The organism is Paragemmobacter amnigenus (assembly GCF_009908265.2).
GTDB lineage: Bacteria > Pseudomonadota > Alphaproteobacteria > Rhodobacterales > Rhodobacteraceae > Paragemmobacter > Paragemmobacter amnigenus.
On the sequence record NZ_JAAATX020000006.1, the window covers coordinates 149,502 to 167,708 of the forward strand.

The 18,207-nt window shown below is 68.2% G+C and carries 17 protein-coding genes; 7 read left to right on the forward strand and 10 right to left on the reverse strand.

Annotation, left to right across the window (positions count from 1 at the left end; genetic code table 11):
- Window positions 1-69 precede the first annotated feature (69 nt).
- The 4 genes from GU927_RS10005 (at window position 70) to treY (ending at window position 6,442) form a co-directional block, all read left to right on the forward strand.
- Window positions 70-1,242 (forward strand): malate--CoA ligase subunit beta, encoded by a 1,173-nt coding sequence (locus tag GU927_RS10005; RefSeq protein WP_161762296.1) that lies wholly within the window; start codon window positions 70-72, stop codon window positions 1,240-1,242.
- A gap of 12 nt (window positions 1,243-1,254) precedes the next feature.
- A complete protein-coding gene (gene sucD / locus GU927_RS10010; RefSeq protein WP_161762297.1) occupies window positions 1,255-2,154 on the forward strand; it encodes a succinate--CoA ligase subunit alpha in 900 nt (299 codons plus the stop codon).
- Between the two features lie 198 nt (window positions 2,155-2,352).
- A complete protein-coding gene (treZ, locus tag GU927_RS10015) occupies window positions 2,353-4,080 on the forward strand; it encodes a malto-oligosyltrehalose trehalohydrolase (protein WP_161762298.1) in 1,728 nt (575 codons plus the stop codon).
- A 91-nt stretch (window positions 4,081-4,171) separates the two neighbouring features.
- Entirely contained in the window at window positions 4,172-6,442 is a 2,271-nt protein-coding gene (gene treY / locus GU927_RS10025) for a malto-oligosyltrehalose synthase (RefSeq protein ID WP_161762299.1), read from the forward strand.
- Window positions 6,443-6,595: 153 nt separating this feature from the next.
- Here treY and GU927_RS10030 read toward each other — a convergent pair whose 3' ends face one another.
- From GU927_RS10030 to GU927_RS10040, 3 genes are all read right to left on the reverse strand, one after another.
- Entirely contained in the window at window positions 6,596-6,910 is a 315-nt protein-coding gene (locus tag GU927_RS10030; protein ID WP_161762300.1) for a DMT family transporter, read from the reverse strand.
- On the reverse strand, window positions 6,907-7,866 hold the full coding sequence (locus GU927_RS10035; protein ID WP_161762301.1) for an acetyl-CoA carboxylase carboxyltransferase subunit alpha: 960 nt from the start codon (window positions 7,864-7,866) through the stop codon (window positions 6,907-6,909). The genes GU927_RS10030 and GU927_RS10035 overlap by 4 nt, the downstream gene beginning before the upstream one ends.
- Before the next feature lie 253 nt (window positions 7,867-8,119).
- Window positions 8,120-9,076, reverse strand: coding sequence for an L-malyl-CoA/beta-methylmalyl-CoA lyase (locus GU927_RS10040; protein WP_161762302.1), 957 nt, complete (start codon window positions 9,074-9,076; stop codon window positions 8,120-8,122).
- Between the two features lie 142 nt (window positions 9,077-9,218).
- Here GU927_RS10040 and dgcA point away from each other — a divergent pair, with 142 nt between their 5' ends.
- Window positions 9,219-10,181, forward strand: coding sequence for an N-acetyl-D-Glu racemase DgcA (gene dgcA / locus GU927_RS10045; protein WP_161762303.1), 963 nt, complete (start codon window positions 9,219-9,221; stop codon window positions 10,179-10,181).
- A gap of 1 nt (window position 10,182) precedes the next feature.
- Here the strand turns inward: dgcA and GU927_RS10050 are convergent, their stop codons facing one another.
- Window positions 10,183-10,590 (reverse strand): PIN domain-containing protein, encoded by a 408-nt coding sequence (locus GU927_RS10050; protein ID WP_161762437.1) that lies wholly within the window; start codon window positions 10,588-10,590, stop codon window positions 10,183-10,185.
- Complete coding sequence (locus GU927_RS10055) at window positions 10,574-10,801, reverse strand: AbrB/MazE/SpoVT family DNA-binding domain-containing protein (protein WP_161762304.1); 228 nt, start codon at window positions 10,799-10,801, stop codon at window positions 10,574-10,576. Before GU927_RS10055 ends, GU927_RS10050 begins: the two co-directional genes overlap by 17 nt.
- Window positions 10,802-10,949: 148 nt before the next feature.
- Here GU927_RS10055 and GU927_RS10060 point away from each other — a divergent pair, with 148 nt between their 5' ends.
- Complete coding sequence (locus GU927_RS10060; protein WP_161762305.1) at window positions 10,950-11,810, forward strand: D-amino-acid transaminase; 861 nt, start codon at window positions 10,950-10,952, stop codon at window positions 11,808-11,810.
- A gap of 24 nt (window positions 11,811-11,834) precedes the next feature.
- Here GU927_RS10060 and GU927_RS10065 read toward each other — a convergent pair whose 3' ends face one another.
- The 5 genes from GU927_RS10065 to GU927_RS10085 form a co-directional block, all read right to left on the reverse strand.
- Window positions 11,835-13,091: a calcium-binding protein gene (locus GU927_RS10065; protein ID WP_217765583.1), complete on the reverse strand. Its 1,257-nt coding sequence runs from the start codon at window positions 13,089-13,091 to the stop codon at window positions 11,835-11,837.
- 171 nt (window positions 13,092-13,262) lie between these two features.
- Window positions 13,263-14,300, reverse strand: coding sequence for a calcium-binding protein (locus GU927_RS10070; RefSeq protein ID WP_161762306.1), 1,038 nt, complete (start codon window positions 14,298-14,300; stop codon window positions 13,263-13,265).
- An 86-nt stretch (window positions 14,301-14,386) separates the two neighbouring features.
- Window positions 14,387-14,686, reverse strand: a complete 300-nt coding sequence (locus GU927_RS10075) for a DUF1244 domain-containing protein (protein WP_217765588.1) — start codon at window positions 14,684-14,686, stop codon at window positions 14,387-14,389.
- A gap of 99 nt (window positions 14,687-14,785) precedes the next feature.
- A complete protein-coding gene (locus GU927_RS10080; RefSeq protein ID WP_161762308.1) occupies window positions 14,786-15,730 on the reverse strand; it encodes a calcium-binding protein in 945 nt (314 codons plus the stop codon).
- 134 nt (window positions 15,731-15,864) lie between these two features.
- Window positions 15,865-16,602 carry an N-formylglutamate amidohydrolase gene (locus tag GU927_RS10085; RefSeq protein ID WP_161762309.1) on the reverse strand — a complete coding sequence of 246 codons (738 nt, stop codon included), beginning with the start codon at window positions 16,600-16,602 and terminating at the stop codon, window positions 15,865-15,867.
- 140 nt (window positions 16,603-16,742) lie between these two features.
- Between GU927_RS10085 and pyk the strand changes: the two genes are divergently transcribed.
- Window positions 16,743-18,191: a pyruvate kinase gene (gene pyk / locus GU927_RS10090; protein ID WP_161762310.1), complete on the forward strand. Its 1,449-nt coding sequence runs from the start codon at window positions 16,743-16,745 to the stop codon at window positions 18,189-18,191.
- The last annotated feature ends 16 nt before the right edge of the window (window positions 18,192-18,207 follow it).

Genomic DNA, 18,207 nt, shown 5'->3' on the forward strand with positions numbered 1-18,207 from the left:
GGGGTGGGCCAACGGCCCATCCCACCCGGGATGGGCGCTCCGCCCGTCCCCGCCAAAGGGAGGAAGAAAATGGACATCCACGAGTATCAGGCCAAAGAGATTCTCGCCCGCTTCGGCGTGCCGGTCCCGCGTGGCGGCCTTGCCTACAGCCCCGAACAGGCGGGCTACCGCGCCCGCGAACTGGGCGGCAGCGCCTGGGTGGTCAAGGCGCAGATCCATTCCGGCGGCCGCGGTGCCGCAGGCGGCGTCAAACTCTGCCGGTCCGAGGCCGAGGTGCAGGAATTCGCCGCCACCCTTTTCGGCAAGCAGCTTGTGACGAAACAGACCGATGCCAACGGCAAGGGCGTCTACCGCCTCTGGGTCGAAGGCGCCTCGGACATCGCGCAGGAACTCTATCTCGGCTTCGTGCTCGACCGGAAATCCGAACGCATCATGATCGTCGCCTCCGCCCATGGCGGGATGGAGATCGAGGATCTCGCCGAAAAAGACCCCAACAGCCTCCGCCGCATGACGATCGACCCCGCGGTGGGCCTGTCCGAATTCCAGGCGCGCGAACTGGCCTTCCAGCTCGGCCTCAAGGGCGGCCAGATCGCCCAGATGGTCACCATCCTCAAGGCCTGCTACCGCGCCTACCGGGACCTCGACGCCATGATGGTCGAGATCAACCCGCTCGTCATCACCGGCTCGGGCGACCTCGTCGCGCTCGACGCCAAGATGTCCTTCGACACCAACGCCCTCTTCCGCCGCCCCGAAATCGCGGAACTCCGCGACCGGAGCCAGGAAGACCCGCGCGAAAGCACGGCGGGCGACCACGGCCTCGCCTATGTCGGCCTTGATGGCGACATCGGCTGCATCATCAACGGTGCGGGTCTGGCGATGGCCACGATGGACATGATCAAACTCGCCGGGGGGGAGCCTGCAAACTTCCTCGATATCGGCGGGGGGGCCAGCCCGGAGCGGGTAGTGCGGGCTTTCCGCACCGTGCTGGCCGACCGTAATGTCAGCGTGATCCTCGTCAACATCTTCGCGGGCATCAACCGCTGTGACTGGGTCGCGCAAGGTGTGGTGCAGGCCTACAAGGAACTTGGCCTGACCCTGCCCGTCGTCGTCCGCCTTGCCGGAACCAATGTCGAGGAAGGCCGCCGCATCATCGATGCATCGGGCCTGCCGCTCATCACCGCCGACACGCTGGAAGACGCCGCCAAGGCCGCCGTCGCCACGCGCCACAAACTCGCAGCCTAAGGGGAACGACCAATGGCAATCCTCATCACCGAAAAGACCCGCGTCATCGTCCAGGGCATGTCCGGCCGCATCGGCCAGTTCCACGCCGAAGACATGATCAAACATGGTACCAATGTCGTGGGCGGCGTGACCCCCGGCAAAGGCGGCGAATCCCTGCTGGGCCGTCCCCTGTTCAACACCGTGAGGGAAGCGGTCGAGGCGACGGGCGCCGAAGCCTCGCTCGTCTTCGTACCCCCGCCCTTCGCGGCCGACGCGATCATGGAAGCCGCAGACGCAGGCATCAAGACCGCCGTCTGCGTGACCGACGGCATCCCGTCGCAGGACATGATGAAGGTCAAGCGCTTCCTGAAACGCTACCCCTCCGACCGCAAGATGCGCCTGATCGGTCCGAACTGCGCGGGCATCATCTCGCCCGGCAAGGGCTTCATGGGCATCATGCCGCCCCATATCTATATGCCCGGCCGCGTGGGCATCGTCGGCCGCTCCGGCACGCTGGGCTATGAGGCTGCCTCCCAGATGAAGGCGCTGGGCATCGGCGTCTCCACCTCGGTCGGCATCGGCGGCGACCCGGTCAACGGAAGCAGCTTCCGCGACATCCTCGAACTCTTCGAGGCCGACCCCGAAACCGATGCCGTGATGATGATCGGCGAAATCGGCGGCCCGCAAGAGGCCGAAGCCGCCCTCTACGCCCGCAACTTCATGAAGAAACCGGTCGTGGCCTATATCGCGGGCCTCTCGGCGCCCAAGGGCCGCAAGATGGGCCATGCGGGTGCCATCATCTCGGCCTTCGGGGAAAGCGCGCAGGAAAAGGTGGAAATCCTCTCCGCCGCCGGCATCACCATCGCGCCGAACCCATCCGCCATGGGCGAAACCATGGCCAGCGTGCTGGCCACCCGCCGCGCCGCGGCCTGACAGAATTCCCTCGACCTGTCCTGAACGGGCGGCCTCCGGGCCGCCCCTTTTTCATTGGCGCGGCGGACGGCAAGACAACCCCGTCCCGGGCCTGACCCGGGACCTCCCCCTCCTTTCGCCCCGCCCCTTGGCCCCCGATTTCGGAACACCCCGCGCCGTGACGGGTTGATCCCGCTCCACCAAGACACGGACGACGCCATGCACCTCCCCTCCCGCCAAACCCTCCCCTTCCTGCGCGACTGGGGGGCCGATCCGGTAGGAAGGGGCGTCTGGCGCTTCTCCATCTGGGCGCCGCAGGCCGACAGCGTCGCCGTCACCGTCGAGGACCGCCACACCCCCCTGCGCCGCTACGGCGACGGCATGTGGCGCGCCGAAGCCCCCGCTCAGGCGGGCGAGACCTACCTCTTTCACATCGACGGCCACACGATCCCCGACCCCGCCGCCCGCGCGCAGGCGGGCGACGTCCACGCCCCCTCGCGCCTGATCGACCCGACGGCCTATCGCTGGACCACGCGCTGGTCCGGCCGCCCATGGGAAGAAACCGTCCTTCACGAACTCCACATCGGCACCTTCACCGCCCAAGGCACCTTCCGCGCGGCCGAAGCCGAACTCCCCCGCCTCGCCGCCCTCGGCTTCACCGCCATCGAACTCATGCCCGTGGCGCAATTCGCAGGCCATCACGGCTGGGGCTATGACGGCGTGCTGCCCTATGCCCCGCACCCCGCCTATGGCACGCCAGACGACCTCAAACACCTCGTCGAAACCGCGCAATCGCTGGGGCTGATGGTCTTTCTCGACGTGGTCTACAACCACTTCGGCCCCGACGGCTTCCACCTTGCGCGCATCGCCCCCGTCTTCCACCCCGACAGCCACACACCATGGGGCAAGGCGATCGACTTCACCCGCGCCCCCCTGCGCCGCTTCCTGATGCAGAACGCCCTCTACTGGCTGGCCGAATACCGGCTCGACGGGCTGCGCCTCGACGCCATCGACGGCATCGACGATCCCTCCGACCCCGACTTCGTCACCGAACTCGCGCTGACGATCCGCAACCACGGCTTCGACCGCCCCATCCACCTGATGACCGAGGATGACCGCAACATCACCCGCTACAACGACCCCGCGGCGGGGCTGAACATCGCGGAATGGAACGACGACTGGCACCACGCCGTCCACTGCCTGCTTTCGGGCGAATCCCACGACTACTACGCCTCCTTCGCCCGCGACCCGCTGACCGACCTGCGCCTTTCGCTGACCGAAGGCTTCGTCGAACAGGGCCAGCCGCGCCCGCCGAAACCCGGACCGCGGGGCGAGCCTTCGGCCCACCTGCCCCCCACCGCCTTCGTCAACTTCAACCAGAACCATGACCAGATCGGCAACCGCCCCAAGGGCGAACGCCTCCTCACCCTCACCGACCCCGCCCGCGCCCGCGTGGCGCATGCCCTCCTCCTCGCCACGCCCCCTATCCCCCTGCTCTTCATGGGCGAGGAGATGGGCACCCGCACCCCCTTCCGCTTCTTCTCCGACCACGGCCCCGCCCTCGCCGCCTCCATCCGCGACGGCCGCGCACAGGAATTCCCGCACCTGCACCGCGACGACCTGCCCGACCCGAACGACCCCGCGCATTTCCACGCCTCGCGCCCGCAACGCCCCGACGACGCGGCAGAGTGGGAGGCGCTCACCGCCGCCCTCCTCCACCTGCGCGCCACGCGGATCGTCCCCCTCGTGAAATCCGGCACACCGCAGGCCACCGCCACGATCACCGCCCCCGCCACCCTCGCCGCCGGATGGCGTTTTCCCGCCGGAACCCTCCGCCTCACGGCGCGTTTCGCCCCCGACCCAGACGCGACCCCGCCCAAGGACACCCCCGCCTTAGCCTTGGGCGACCCGACCACCGGACCCTCCTTCGCCCTCTGGCTTGCCTGATCCACCGCCCCCTCATCTCGGCCCAAATACTCTGGGGGTACGGGGGTGAAACCCCCGGCTGCCCGCCAGACCCCAGCGCACCGCAGGACAGATGATCCCCACCGCCACCTACCGCATCCAGCTCAGGAACGGCGTCACGCTGGACGACGTCGCCCGCCAGATCCCCCGCCTCGCCGCCCTCGGCATCTCGCACCTCTACCTCTCGCCGATCCAGACCGCGACGCCCGGCTCCACCCACGGCTACGACATCACCGACCCCACCGAAATCGACCCCACCCTCGGCGGCCGCCCCGCCCTCGACCGCCTGTCGCAACAGGCACAGGCCGCAGGGCTGGGCCTCATCCTCGACATCGTCCCCAACCACACCGCCTTCCACCTGTCGAACCCGTGGCTGCGCGACGTCCTCCGCCACGGCCCCGCCGCGCGCCATGCCCGCCATTTCGACATCGACTGGTCCGCAGGCCGCCTGATCCTGCCCGTCCTGCCCGAACCCTTCGAAACCCTGCTGGACCGCGGCGATATCACCGCCATCACCACCCCCGACGGCCCCGCCCTCTGCGCCCGCGACCTCGCCATCCCCCTCTCCCCCGACAGCGACGCGGGCACCGCCACGGCGCAAGACCTCATCGCCCTCCACGACGCGCAACACTGGCGCCTCACCCATTGGCTGCTGGAACGTGACGGCGTCACCCACCGCCGCTTCTTCAACATCACTGGCCTGATCGGGATGCGCGTCGAAGACCCCGGCGTCTTCGACGACACCCACGCCCTGATCCTGGACCTCGTCCGCTCCGGCACCATCCACGGCCTGCGCATCGACCATATCGACGGCCTCGCCGACCCCGCCGCCTACCTTGCCCGCCTGCGCGCCGCCGTGGGCGACCTGCCCCTCTGGGTGGAAAAGATCCTCACCCGCGACGAAGCCCTCCCCGACTGGCCCGTCCAGGGCACCACGGGGTACGAGGCCACGCGCCAGATCACCCGCCTCCTCGCCGCGCCCCACGGCCTCGCCAAACTCCGCAGCACTTGGGAAGCGGACACCGCCACCCCCTTCGCCACTCTCCACGCCGCCGCCCGCCTCGACATCCTGCGCTACGAACTCGCCGCCGAATTCCTGTCGCTGATCGACCTCGCCCGCCCCATCCGCGACGGCGACCCAGCCCTCGAAACCGGCGACGAATCCCTGCGCGAGGCGATCCGCACCCTCCTCCTCGCCTTCCCCTGCTATCGAAGCTATCTCGACGACGGCCCGCCCTCCGCCACCGACCTGCGGCTGATCCAGTCCACCGCCGACACCGCCGCCAGAACCCTGCGCGACGACCGCACCCTACGCCGCCTGACGCAGGCCCTCACCCTGCCCGCCAGCCCCGCCGAAACCGCCTTCCGCACCCGCTTTCAACAGATCACCGGCGCACTTGCCGCCAAATCCCTCGAAGACACCGCGATGTTCCGCTACACCCCCATGCTCGCCCTCTGCGAAGTGGGCAGCGACCCCGACGAAGACCCAATCGCCCCCGCAGACTTCGCCGCATGGGCCACCGGGCGCGGCGCCACATGGCCCCTCTCCCTCACCCTCACCTCAAGCCACGACACCAAACGGGCCGAAGATGCGCGCGCCCGCCTCCTCGCCGCCACCCACGACCCCGACGCCCTGCTAGCGCTGCTATCGCTCCTCCCGCCCGCCTTCGACACCATCCCCGCCGCCATCCGCTGGTATGTGGCGCAAAGCTGGCTCGCCATCGCCGCCACGCCCGAACGGCCCGACCACCCCGCCCTGCCCGAACGCCTCGCCAGCCACATCGAAAAGGCATTGCGAGAGGCGAAAGAGATCACCACCCCCACCCATCCCGACCCGGGGGCCGAGGCGCCCATCCTCGCCGCCGCCCGCGCACTGGCCACGGCATGGCGCATCCCGCCCGCCCCCGCAAAACGCCTGATCCGTCTGGGCGAAGACCTCTCCCTCTGCCAGCTCGCCCTGAAACTCGCCCTGCCGGGCATCCCCGACATCTATCAGGGCTGCGAAACCGCCTCATACCACCTCACCGACCCCGACAACCGCCTTCCGGTGGATTTCGAAGCCCTCACCCGCCCCCAACCGAAAAGCAGCCTCTCGGCCGCCAAACTGGACCTCACCCGCACGCTCCTCGCCTTCCGCCGCCGCATCGCCGCCGACGCCCCGATCACCGGCCCCGTCACCGCCCATGCCGCGCCCCAAGGCACGCTCCTCTCCACCCGCACGCCCAAAGGCACGATCTGGCTCCACCTCGCCCCCGGCGCCACGGCCAGCGCAGGCAAGGGCCCGCCGCTCTGGCCCCCGAACCCGGGTCACGGCCCCGTCTGCCTGCGCTTTCAAGAAGACTGACCCGCCCCTTCATCTCGGCCCAAATACCCACAGGGGGTGAAGGCGCGCCCCCGCGCGCCGAGGGGGCGCGTGCGCCCCCTTGCCCGCCTGCATCGCGCGCCCTGCGATGCAGGCTCACGGCGTGCCTGCACGCCCCGCGCAGGCTCCGCAAAGTCAGGCGAATTTCAACGCGACGATACCGGCAAGGATCAGTCCGACCCCCACCACCCGCATCAGGTTGACCGGATCGCCGAACAGGAACACGGCCATCACCGCCGTCCCCACCGCCCCGATCCCCACCCAGACGGCATAGGCCGTCCCCACGGGCAGATCCTTCATCGCGATGGACAACAGCCAGAACGACGCCACCGCGCCCAGCACCGTCAGAACCGACGGCACAGGCTTCGTGAACCCGTCCGAATATTTCAGACCCAGCGCCCAGCCGGTCTCCATCAACCCCGCGATCAGGACGATCAGCCAGGGGCTCAAGCCGCCAGCCCCTTGGACCCCATCTCCACGAACTTCGCGCGGCGGTCCTTGATCAGCGCATCGGGCTTCTTGCCCGACAATTCCTTCAGCATCGCCTCGATGCCCTTGCCGACCGCCTCGATCGTCTCCTTCCGGCCCCGCTGCGCGCCGCCCAGCGGTTCCTTGATGATCCGGTCGATCACGCCCAGCTTCTGCAAATCCTGCGCGGTCAGGCGCAGCGCCTCGGCTGCCTCGCGCATCTTTTCGGCATCCTTCCACAGGATCGACGCGCATCCTTCGGGGCTGATCACCGAATAAACCGAATGTTCCAGCATCGCCACGCGGTTCGCCGTTGCAAAGGCCACGGCCCCGCCCGACCCGCCCTCGCCGATGATGACCGACACCAGCGGCACCCCGATTTCCAGACACTTCGCCGTCGACCGCGCAATGGCCTCGGCCTGCCCGCGCTCTTCCGCGCCCTTGCCCGGATAGGCGCCGGGCGTATCGACCAGCGTCACCACCGGCAGGCGGAACCGGTCCGCCATATCCATCAGCCGGATCGCCTTGCGATACCCCTCGGGCCGCGCCATGCCGAAATTCCGCTCGATCCGGGACTTGGTGTCATTGCCCTTCTCATGCCCGATCACCACGACCGGCTGGTCGTTGAACCGCGCGATCCCGCCCATCACCGCATGGTCATCGGCAAAGTTCCGGTCCCCCGCCAGCGGCGTGTACTCCGTGAACAGCGTGTCGATGTAATCCTTGCAATGCGGCCGGTCCGGATGCCGCGCCACCTGACATTTCCGCCACGGCGTCAGGTCCTTGTACAGGTCCCGCAACAGCGCCTCCGCCTTGCGGTCCAGCGCCTCGGCCTCCTTGCTCACGTCCATACCGGAATTGGACCGCGCCATCGCGCGCAGCTCCTCCGCCTTGCCTTCGATCTCGGCCAGCGGCTTTTCGAATTCCAGATAGTTCATCGGGCACTCCCCAAGCGGATCGCCCCTATATGGCCAAGCAGGGGCCAAGATGCAACCGATCCGCTCCCCCCGAAACAGCAGCGCCCCGTGGGGTTGCCACGGGGCGTGCGTCCTCCCGATGCTGCGCGGGGCCTCCTCTCCCCGTGGGTCGCAGCGCGGGTAATCTTTTCAAAGCGCCTGTTTCCTGCGCTCCGGTCGGCAGACCTTGCCCGCGCCGCAAGCGCCCTGTCAACGATTCATCAATGACGCAACGTCAACCCGCAATCAGCTCCGCCTGCCGCACGATCACCTCGGCCTGCTTGATCGACGCGATATCCACCAGACGGCCCTTGTAGACCGTCGCCCCCTCGCCCCGCGCCTTGGCCGCCTCCATCGCCGCCAAAATCTCGCGGGCTTCGTTCACCGCGGTTTCCGACGGGGTGAAGACCTCGTTCGCCAGCGCCACCTGCTTGGGATGGATCGCCCATTTCCCCACCATCCCCAGCGTGGCCGACCGCCGCGCCTGCGCGCGGAAACCCTCGTCGTCGCTGAAATCCCCGAAGGGCCCGTCCACCGGCAGGATGCCATGCGTCCGGCAGGCCGCCACGATCGCCGCCTGCGCCCAGTGCCACGGATCGGACCAGTGCTTCGCCCCCTCGCGCAGCATGTAATAATTCTCCTGCGTCCCGCCGATGCCCGTCGTCTGCATCCCCATGCTGGCCGCGAAATCCGCCGCGCCAAGGCTCATCGCCTGCAAACGGGGGGAGGCCTTGGCGATCTCCTCCACATGGGAAATCCCCGCCGCCGATTCGATGATGACCTCAAAGGCGATGGGCTTCACCCGCCCCATGGCCCGCTCCACCGCCGTGACCAGCGCATCCACGGCATAAAGATCCTCGGCACAGCCCACCTTTGGGATCATGATCTGGTCCAGCCGATCCCCGCCCTTTTCCAGCAGGTCCACCACATCGCGATACCACCACGGCGTATCCAGCCCGTTGATCCTGACCGAAAGCGTCTTGCGCCCCCAGTCCACCCCCGAAATCGCCTCGATGATGTTCGCCCGCGCCTGATCCTTGTCCGACGGCGCGACCGAATCCTCCAGATCGAGGTTGATCACATCCGCCGCACTCGCCGCCATCTTCTCGAACAGGGCCGGGCGCGATCCGGGGCCGAACAACTGGCAGCGGTTCGGGCGGGCGGGGGCGGGGGGTTGCAGGCGAAAGCTCATCGTGTTCTCGCAAGGAAATTTCAGTTCATGCTGCACCAGCGATATAATCTTGCGCCGCAGCGCACAAGCGCCATTTCGCACCCGCAGCATGACTTGACACCGCGCCGCACCTTACGCCCCCTTCCCGCGACAGGAGGCCCCCATGATCACCGCCACCCTCGACACCTTCCCCCTCGCCCGCGCCTTCACCATCTCGCGCGGGTCCAAGACCGAGGCGCGCGTCATCACCGCCACCGTCACCCGCCACGGCATCACGGGGCGCGGCGAATCCGTCCCCTATGCGCGCTACGGCGAAACGCCCGAAACCGTGCTGGCCCAGATCGCCGCCCTGCCCCACGGCATCACCCGCGCCGCGCTGCAAGACGCCCTTCCCCCCGGCGCCGCCCGCAACGCCGTCGATTGCGCGCTCTGGGACTGGGAGGCGAAGGCGGCCAACACCCGCGTCTGGCACCTCGCCGGACTGGCCCCGCCCAAGCCCCGCATCACCGCCTTCACCCTGTCGCTCGACACGCCCCAAACCATGCGCGCGCAGGCGTCCGAAAATGCCCACCGGCCGCTGCTGAAGATCAAGCTCGGCACCCCCGACGACATGCCCCGACTCGAAGCCGTCCGCGCCGGCGCCCCGCGCGCCACCATCATCATCGACGCCAACGAAGGCTGGACGCCCGAAATCTATACCGACCTCGCCCCCCACCTCCTCCGCCTCGGCGTGGCACTGGTGGAACAGCCGCTCCCCGCCAAGGCCGACGGGATGCTGTCGGAAATCCCCCACCCCATCCCCGTCTGCGCCGACGAAAGCGCCCATGACCGCCGCAGCCTGCCTTCGCTGAAGGGCAAGTATGACATGGTGAACGTAAAGCTCGACAAGACCGGCGGCCTGACCGAAGCCCTGCTGATGGTGGCAGAGGCCCGCGCTGCAAACCTGCCCCTGATGGTGGGCTGCATGGTCGGCACCTCGCTCGCCATGGCCCCCGCGATCCTGCCCGCGCAACACGCCACCTTCACCGATCTCGACGGCCCCCTCCTTCTGGCCCGCGACCGCACCCCCGCGCTGCACTACGACGGCGAAGGGGTCCACCCGCCGGATGCGGCGCTGTGGGGGTGACTCACACGGCCTTGAACGGATTGACCACCCGCAACACCTGCTCGATCACCAGCCCGTCCTGCATGTCCTCGGACAGGACGCGACCACAACCCGCGATCAGCGCCGCCCCCACGATCATCGCGTCATAGATCGATAGCCCATACCGCGCTGCAACGGCCCGTCCTGCGTCATGCACATCCACGGTCAGGTCAACGACGCGGCACAGCCGCCGTATGCCCGCCAGAAACTCGGCCGCCTCGTCCAGACCCATCCCCGCCTTGCGGACGCAGTTCACCAGAACCTCGTTCAGCACCTGCACGCTGATCACCCCACCCGCTGCCAGCACCGCCTCGGCCCTCCCGGCCTTGGGTCCGTCGTCCAGCAGATAGAGGATCACGTTGCTGTCGATGAAGTCACCGCCCGCCGGCATCGTCACGGCTCAACCGGTCCGCCGCAGCCAGCCGCCCGCGGAACTTCCGCAACCCGACCAGAATCTCTTCGGGTCGCGCCTCCCGCCGCACGGCAAACCCGCCGTCCTCCGCCCTCAGCGCAACTTCGTCCCCTTCGCGCAGCCCCAATTCACGCACCAGTTCCGCAGGCAGGCGCACCGCAAGAGAGTTTCCCCACTTCGCAACCTGCAACGCCACCTCCCCCTATGGATATACATCAGGAATGTATATCCATCGCCATTTCCGTGCAACAGGACATCAGCTCAACGCGCACTTCCCCCTTGACCCCGCGCCCCCCTTGCCGCCAAACCGCCCCTGACCGCAGCGCAGGGAGGAACCCATGACCCGCACCGTCTATGTCAACGGCACCTGGCTGCCCGAGGATCAGGCCACCGTCTCCATCTTCGACCGTGGCTTCCTGATGGCCGATGGCGTGTATGAGGTGACCTCCGTCCTCGACGGCAAGCTGATCGATTTCGACGGCCACATCGTCCGCCTGCACCGCTCCCTGAACGAGTTGGACATGCAGGCCCCCTGCTCCGATGCCGAACTTCTGGACATGCACCGCGAACTGGTGCGGCTGAACGGCATCGACCAGGGCATGATCTACCTGCAGGTCACGCGCGGCAATCCCGGCGACCGCTCCTTCGTCTTTCCCGACGAAAGCGTGAAACCCACCATCGTGGCCTTCACCCAGAACATCCCCAACCTCGCCGACGCCCCCGCCGCCAAGACCGGCTTCAAGGTCATCTCGATCCCCGACATCCGCTGGGGCCGCCGCGACATCAAGACGGTGCAGCTCCTCTACCCCTCCATGGGCAAGATGATGGCGAAAAAGGCGGGCGTGGACGACTCGTGGTTCACCGAGGATGGCCACGTCACCGAAGGCACCTCGAACAACGCCTATATCGTCAAGGGCAACCGCATCATCACCCGCCAACTGACCAGCGACATCCTGCACGGCATCACCCGCGCCGCCGTCCTGCGCTTTGCCGCCGAGGCGCAGTTTGAAATCGAGGAACGCCCCTTCACCGTGGCCGAGGCGCAGGCCGCCGACGAGGCTTTCTCCACCGCCGCCTCCATCTTCGTCATGCCGGTCGTGGAAATCGACGGCCAGCCGGTCGGGACCGGCAAACCCGGCCCCGTGGCCACCCGCCTGCGCGAGCTTTATCTGGACGAGATGCGCAAGGCGGCGATCTGACGGCCGCCCCGCAGCACCGCCGCCTCAGGCGGCAAGGCGGGTAAAGACGAAGTCCGCAGCATCCACCTGCGCCAGCGTCTTGCCCGCCAGCCGCAGCGCGATATCCCCGTCCAGCCGCACCAGCACCGCGCCCTGCACCTCTTCCAGTGTCAGAACCGGCTGGGTCTGGCCGTCATAAAGGATTTCGATCCGGTCCGCTTCGGGGTCGAAATCGGTCACCACCAGACCGTCCGCATTCCCCACCGCCAGCCTGTCCTCGCCACCGCCCAGCGTCACGACATCGGCACCATCGGCCTGGATCACGTCATTCCCGCCGCCACCGTCCAGCGTGTCGGCCACCGTGCCGCCATCGCGCCCGTCCAGCGTATCCGCACCGTCACCGCCTGCCAGACTGTCGCCCCCCGCCCCGCCACGCAGCAGGTCTGCTCCGCCCTCGCCCAGCAGGGTATCGTTGCCGTCACCGCCCAGCAGGGCATCATTGCCATCCCCGCCGAACAGCAGGTCGCTGCCCGCCCCGCCGGACAGCTGGTCATTGTCCAGATCGCCATAAAGCGTGTCGTTCCCCGCTCCGGCGGTCAGCACATCATCCCCCGCCCCGCCGCGCGCAAAGACACCCGTCACTGCCGAGGCCCCCAGAAGCCGGTCCCTGTCATCACCAAGGAAGATGCGGTCCGCCCCGCTATCGGCAAAGAGCGTGACAGTATCCGCCCCGCTTCCGGCATAAAGCGTATCCGCCCCCGCACCGCCCGTCATGAGGTCATTCCCGCTGCCGCCCAGCAGCGTGTCGATGCCGTCGCCACCAAAGACCAGATCGTCACCCGCCCCGCCATCCATGTAATCGCGGCCAAGCCCGCCAAACAGCGTGTCCCGATCGCCATTCCCCAGCAGCGAGTCGTTGCCCTCCATCCCCATCAGCAGATCGTCGCCATTGCCCCCGAGGGCTGTATCGGCGCCCGCGCCCCCGAACAGCCGGTCGGCATCCGCGCCGCCCTGCAACCAGTCGTCGCCCGCGTTGCCGATCAGCGTGTCATTGCCTTCCAGCCCGAAGAAATCGTCCCGCCCCGCCGTGCCACGGAACAGCCCGTCCTGACCCGCCGTCGCCGTGACAGCGGCCATCGGCGCGACCGTGTCAGCAGTATCGTCGGTGGAATTCTCGGCTGTCCGGACCGCATCTTCGGGGCTGCCCTCCCCCTCGGTGCCGTCATCGGAAGACGACGACCCGTCAAACAGGCCTCCAAGGGCAAGCAGGGGCAAACCCAGCAGCAGCAACAGCGCACTCATGACACACATCCCAAAAACGGATAAAAGACACGCGAAAGTTGACCACAACGCCACAGTGCTGCCAAGATTTTTCTGGCGCGGCCGCCTGCGCGTTAAGGTTGCGGAAACAGTCCGTCAGGAATCCCGCGATTGTCGATCCGCAGCGAACGCCGAATCGGGCCGTATCCCGCCTCAGACGACCGGCGCATAAAGGCCGACATCGGCGGCAACCAGATCGCCCGCCACCAGACCGGGCAGAAAGGCCAGATCGACCCCGTCCGCACTGACCATCAGCCCCCCCGCGACAGGCGTCACCGCGATCACCGGCGCGGCCCCGTCCACCTGCAGCTCCAGCACATCCACACCCGGCAGGAAATCCTCGATCCGCAGCGCACCTCCGGCGGCCGTATAGTCCACCAGCACACCCGCCTGCACCCGCACCAGATCCGCCCCCGCACCGCCCGAAACGCTATCGCCCGCGCCGGCCAGCATCAGGTCGTCCCCCGCCCCGCCTGCCAGCGTATCCGCCCCCGCGCCCCCGTCCAGCGTATCGTTCCCCTCGTCCCCCGAAATCCAGTCCGCCGCGCCGCCACCGGCCAGAAGGTCCGCCCCCGCGCCGCCCGCCAGCGTGTCGCTTCCCGCATCCCCCTGCATCGTGTCATTGCCCGCGCCGCCCTGCATCAGGTCGGCATCGGCCCCGCCCTGCGCGGTCACCCCGCCCAGCGCCAGCGTGGCATCCAGCCAATCCGCCCCGTCGTCCAGAAAGACCGTATCCCCGTCCGTCTCGGGCCAGATGGTGACGACATCATCCCCCGCCCCGCCGAAGATGCGGTCAAACCCCGGCCCGCCGGTCAGCGAGTCGTTGCCCTCGCCCCCCATCAGCGTATCGTCGCCCGACCCGCCCATGACCGAGTCATTGCCCAGTCCTCCGCCCAGCAGATCGTCGCCCTCGTTGCCATGCAGCGCGTCATTGCCCGGACCGCCATTGACGACATCCGCGCCCGTGCCCGCAAAGACCGTATCCGCCCCGCCCAGCCCGTGCACGGTGTCATTCCCGCCATAGCCCAGAAGCAGCTCCGCCTCGTCGGTGCCCGTGATCTCTTCGGCCGTGCCGTCACCCGCGGCGGCCCCGCCGCCACCTCCGGCCCCCGCACCACTGTCGGACGCGGTGCCCCAGATCAGCGCCCCGATCAGCAGGGGCAGCCCAAGGTTGAACAGCAGGAAATCCATCACATCACACGATCCGTTGCCACCCTCGGTTAAACGGATCGTGTTAGGGATTGTTAAGAACTCGGCCCCGCGCCAGCCGTCCCGCCTCAGCCGTGGGTCTTGAACGCCTCGGTAAAGGCCGCCTTCTGCGCCTCGCTCGCCTCGGCCTGATGCAAGGCCTTCCACGCGTCATAGGGCATTCCGTAGACCAGCGTCTTGGCCTCTTCCTTGCCCAGCGCGACGCCCTGCGCCTCGGCTGCCTCGGCCATCCAGCGGCTCAGGCAGTTGCGGCAAAACCCGGCAAGGTTCATCAGGTCGATGTTCTGCACATCGGTCCGGTTCCGCAGATGGTCGCGCAGCCGCCGATAGGCCGCCGCCTCCAAAGCCTGCATCGTGGCATCGTCGATCTGGGTCATCTGGGCCTCCCGCGGTTGCATCGCGCGACAGTCTGCCCTGCCCGCGCGGCGGGGACCAGCCCCCCCGACACGTCCCGCGCCGCCGTCCCGTCAGGCCACGATTCGGTTGAACAGCACATCCGCCGCGTCCAGTTGCGACGCATCCAGCCCGGCAAGGAAGGCCACATCGACATCATTGGCCGACACCATCACCCCGCCCTGCACCGCGCGCACCTCGATCGTCACATCGCCACGCCCGACATACTGCACCTCCAGCTGGTCCTCGCCGGGGCGGAAATCCTCCACCCTCACCACCGCGCCAAAGGCGGGGTCCGCCGGATCATCCGGCACCGGCGGCGCAAAGGCCGAGAACAGGTCCTCCCCTGCCCCGCCGGTCATCGTGTCCCCGCGATCCCCGACCAGCGTATCGTTCCCCTCGCCCCCGGACATCGAATCGGCACCTGCTTCCAGCCGCTGGGAAAACACGTTGCGCTCCAGCATCCGGTCAAAGGCATCGGGCTGCGCCCCGAACCGCGCTTCCACCCCCGACAGGAAACTGGCGAAATCCAGATCCCCCGTCGCGTCGCGCGGCGACCCGGGTTCACCCGTCAGCCCGATCAGGATGTCATTGCCCGCCCCGCCCGACAGCGTATTGTCCCCGCCCGTTTCCAGCAGGACGTCATCGCCCCCCTCGCCGGTCAGGCTGTCATCCCCGCCGCCCCCGATCAGCAGATCGTTGCCCGACCCGCCCGACAGCGTATCCGCCCCCATCCCGCCCAGCAGCACGTCCAGCCCGTCCCCGCCTGCCAGCCGGTCCGCCCCCGCATCCCCCACCAGCAGATCGCGCCCGCCCGCGCCGGACAGCACGTCATCGCCGCCATATCCGGCCAGCAGATCCTCGCCGCCATCCCCCGAGAATTCATCCGCGGACGCGCCGCCCTTCTGCACGCCGTCATCCGCACCACTGTCCGGAGAGGACGCCCCGCCATCATCGCCCCCGCCGCCGAAAAGTCCGGCCAACAGGGCAACAGGAAGCAGCAACAGCAGAAAACCCATGACACACTCGCACAACCACGTTTCGCAACGCCAGCCTGCCGCAACTGCGCCACCCGAGTCAAACGCGGGCCGTCCACTGTCGGCCCGTCGGCAACCGGCCGCGCCAGCCGGCGCGATTGTCCATCAACGCACGGCTAAAGGTCCACCGCCGCCAGCGCACGCTCCAGCATCGGCGCCAGCCGCGCCGCCCATTCGGCCTGCGCCGCCTCGGTCCCGATCAGGTCGTTCCTGACCTCCACCAGCGTGTTCTGCCGCCCGAACCGCAGCGCGTGCCGGTCGATCGCATCGCCGGGCAGGTGGCCGCTATAGGGCTCGTTATCCCCCACGCACAGGTCCGGCTCCGCGCGCAGCACCCCGATCAGCGCGCGGCTGAGCCGCTCGTCCAGATGGGAATGCAGCACCCCCACATGCCACGGACGCGGGCTTCGCCCTTTCAGACAGGGGGTAAAGGAATGGATCGCCACGATCACCACATCCGGCCGCCGCCCCGCCAGCCGCGCCAGGGCATCGTGATAGGGGCGATACAGCCGCTCCAGCCGCTCCTCCACCCCATCGGGCCCGATATGCCGGTTCGCCGGAATGATCGTCCCGTCATAAAGCTTCATCACCAGCGTCGGGTCATCCTCGCCGCGGTTCGGATCGATCACCAGCCGGCTGAAATCCGACATCACCACCGGACTGTCCAGCGCCGCCCCCAGCGCACAGGCCAGCCCCGCCGCCCCCACATCCCAGGCGATATGCCGCCCCATATCCTCGGGCGCGATCCCCAGATCGCCCCCCGCCACCCAGTCCGGCACGCGGTTCGACGCATGGTCGCAGGTCACCAGCCACCGGCCGGGCCGATCCTCTCCGATGATGCGAAAGGCACTCACCCCCGCCCGCTCCCTGCCGTTTTCATGGTTTCGTCATTTATTCTGACGAAAGGAAAAGCGCCAGTTGCGACATCCCGCCGATTGCGCCATAAGACCCGCGGCCCACGACAAAATGTAGAACTGCACAAGGAACGAGGCATATGAGACGCCTTCGGAACGTCAAGATCGTGGCCACTCTCGGACCGGCCTCCAGCGATTACGCAACCATCCGCGCCCTGTTCGAGGCGGGCGCAGACGTGTTCCGCCTGAACATGTCGCACGGCACGCATGACGACATCCGCGCGCGCCACGCCATCATCCGGCAGGTCGAGGCCGATACCGGCCGCCCCATCGCCATCCTTGCCGACCTTCAGGGTCCGAAACTCCGCGTCGGCACCTTCACCAATCCGGCCGGCGAGGAACTGGCCGACGGCGCCGCCTTCCGCATGGACCTCGACCCCGCGCCGGGCGATGCGACCCGCGTGCAGCTTCTGCACCCGGAAATCTTCGCCGCGCTGGAACCCGGCGCCTCGCTGCTGGTCAATGACGGCAAGATCCGCCTGCGCGTCGAAACCTGCGGCAAGGATTTCGCCAACTGCACCGTCACGGTCGGCGGCACCATCTCGAACCGCAAGGGCGTCAACGTGCCCGACGTGGTCCTCCCCCTCGCCGCGCTGTCCGACAAGGACCGCAAGGATCTGGAATTCGCCTGCGAACTGGGCGTGGACTGGCTCGCCCTCTCCTTCGTGCAGCGCCCCGAAGACGTGATCGAGGCGAAGGAACTCGCCAAGGGCCGCGCCGCCGTCCTGTCCAAGATCGAGAAACCGGCAGCGGTCAAAGCCTATGACGCCATCCTCGAAGTGTCCGACGGCATCATGGTCGCCCGCGGCGACCTCGGCGTGGAACTTCCCGTCCACTCCGTCCCGCCGATCCAGAAACGCCTCGTCCGTGGCGCCCGCGCGGCGGCCAAGCCGGTGATCGTCGCCACGCAGATGCTGGAATCGATGATCGAATCGCCCATGCCGACGCGGGCCGAGGTGTCGGACGTCGCCACCGCCATCTACGAAGGCGCCGACGCCATCATGCTCTCCGCCGAATCCGCTGCCGGACGCTATCCGGTCGAGGCGGTGCAGACCATGAACAACGTCGCCATCTCGGTCGAAAGCGACCCGACCTACCGTCAGGTGATCGAGGCCAGCCGCAGCATCAACCGCACCTCCGTCGCCGACGCCATCGTCGCCGCCGCGCGCGAGATCGCCGAGGCCGCCGACATCAAGGCCATCTGCTGCTTCTCGCAATCGGGCACCACCGTGTCGCTCGTGGCGCGCGAACGCCCCCGCGTGCCGATCATCGCGCTGACGCCGCTGATGGGCACCGCCCGCCGCATGTGCCTGACATGGGGCGCCCACTGCGTCATCACCGAGGAGCAGGACCGCTTCAAGGGCGCCGTCATTTCGGCCGTCCGCGCGGCCCGCACCTACGGCTTCGCGACGGAAACCGACCAGATCGTGCTGACCGCAGGCGTGCCCTTCAACGTGCAGGGCACCACGAACATCCTGCGCGTCGCGCCCTGCGACGAACGGCTGATCTACCGCGTCGATCCGGAATAGGGCCGCGTCCGCCCGC